Here is a 1867-nt window from a genome sequence, read left to right on the forward strand (position 1 = left end):
TCAACACCCGCGGCTCGGGCACGGTGACCTGGGCGGTCGCGGCGCGGCGATCGCGCAGGTACTCGACCGCGACCCTTTCGCCGGAGGCCTTGCCGCGCAATGCCGCCATCGCTTCGCGCGGTGTGGTCACGGCGTTGCCGTCGACCTTGCGGATCACGTCGCCGGCCTGCAGCCCGGCCAGTTCGGGACCGGTGCTCAGCACCAGCACGCCGGTGTCGGTGCCGAAGTAGCGGCCCAGGTCCTTGTCCACCGACGCCAGGTTCAGGCCGTTCCAGCGGAACGCCTCCAGCAGCGCGGGGGCGGCGCAGTGCCCATCCTTGCAGGCCTCGCGGCCGAGCCGGATCACCTGGGTCCGGACCTGGGGCGCGATCGCCATGTCCTCGACCCGGTCGATGTCGAAGTCGAGGGCCTCGTCGTCGAGTTCGATCATGGCCCCGTCGTGGCCGCGCAGCACGCGGTGGCCGATGCCCGGCCGCAGGTGCTCGATGCCGTCGGCCTCGATCGTCACCAGGCCGTCCCCGTCCCGCAGCATCCGCACCCCGCCCCGCGCCAGCCGGGTGCCGTCGTCCAGGCTCCGGAACACCATCACCCGTTCGTTCACCTGTGGCGTGACCTTCGCTTCGGCACGCTTGCCGTCGCGCATGTAGCCGATCGTCACCGCGGTGTCGGTGGACAGGTCCGACAACAACTCGCGCGCGCTGGCAAGGCGGTCCTCGCCGTCGGTGCCGGCGATCGCGGCGCCATCGACACTGATCAACCGGTCGCCGCCGCGCAGCCCCGCGCTGGAGGCGGCGCTGCCGGGGGTGACCGCGGCGATGCGGGTGCCGCGGTCCGGGTCCGCGGCCAGCACCACGCCCAGCACCGGGCGACGGGCGATGCGATGTTCGATCATCCGTGATGCCGCATGTGGGCGGCCCAGTTCACGGGAAAGCTCGGCCACCCGGCGCGCGGCACGATCGAGCTCGGCACGCGCGGCGTCGAGTTCGCGAGCCTTGGCGGCGTCGCCATCGGCCGCCAGAACCGGACCCAGGCCGACCACCAGGGCCGCGGCGCAGGCCAGCGCGAGTACTCGGGGGGAAATGGTTTTCATGGCGTCCTCTTCATCGTTGGAATGCTGTTGCAGGGGGAAGGGCGGGGGTCAGTCGACCTGGACCAGGGCGGCGTCCCAGGATTCGCCGCGCGCCGACAGCCAGCGCTGGGTGGTTTCGACCCCGGCCAGTTCGTGCAGGGCATCGACACGGGAGCGCCAGAGCCGCAGCCGGCTGTCGCGATCCAGTCCGGGTTGCGAGAGGGCGCCGTCGATCCGGCCGATGCGCTCATCGAGCGAGGCGGTCAGCACGGTCGCCGCCGCGCTGCCGACGTTGTCGTCGCGGGCGATCGCGATCAGCGCTTCCAGGCGCGCGGATTCCGCTTCCAGGCGCGCGACAGCGTCGTCGGCGCCCATGTCGGTGGCACTGGTTGTGGCCGTTGTTGCGGCCGTTGTTGCGGTCGCGGTTGCAGCGTCGGAGAGCGGGCGCCGGTCGGCCCGGTCGGCGACCGCGATCCGGGTGCCGTCGGGTTGCGGGGCCGGAGCGATCGTCGGGGCGCGATCGGGGGCCGTCGCCATCGGCGTCGATGCCGTCGAGGTCGGGGCGGCGGCATCGGTGTCGCTAGGGCGCCTGTCGGCGGTCCGCGCGTCGTCGGTGACGGACGGGTCGGTGGCGGCAATCGCCGGTGTCGTCGCGGCGGCCGTCGCGGCCTGCGCGTGCCGCGGACCGGTCATCGGTTCGTCCGCCGTCGCGGATGCCGACGTCGGATCGGCAGCCACGCTGTTGGCAGCCACGCTGCCGGTGTGCGGTGGTGGCGTCCGCACCGGGTCGGGTGCCGA

At 73.1% G+C, this 1867-nt stretch carries 3 protein-coding genes; 1 reads left to right on the forward strand and 2 read right to left on the reverse strand.

Going from position 1 to position 1867, the window contains the following annotated elements; all coding sequences use genetic code 11:
- Nucleotides 1-1090, reverse strand: a 1090-nt coding sequence (locus FKV24_RS08845) for a PDZ domain-containing protein (RefSeq protein WP_141482119.1), incomplete at its 3' end; no start/stop codon positions are given.
- A 48-nt stretch (nt 1091-1138) separates the two neighbouring features.
- Entirely contained in the window at nt 1139-1444 is a 306-nt protein-coding gene (locus FKV24_RS19560; protein ID WP_211371827.1) for a hypothetical protein, read from the reverse strand.
- Here FKV24_RS19560 and FKV24_RS19565 point away from each other — a divergent pair.
- Nucleotides 1443-1867 (forward strand): hypothetical protein (locus tag FKV24_RS19565; RefSeq protein ID WP_211371828.1); only part of this gene is annotated, 425 nt, incomplete at its 3' end. The two genes, FKV24_RS19560 and FKV24_RS19565, sit on opposite strands and share 2 nt — an antisense overlap.

The sequence above is a fragment of the Marilutibacter maris genome, from assembly GCF_006546735.2.
Taxonomy (GTDB): Bacteria; Pseudomonadota; Gammaproteobacteria; order Xanthomonadales; family Xanthomonadaceae; genus Marilutibacter; species Marilutibacter maris.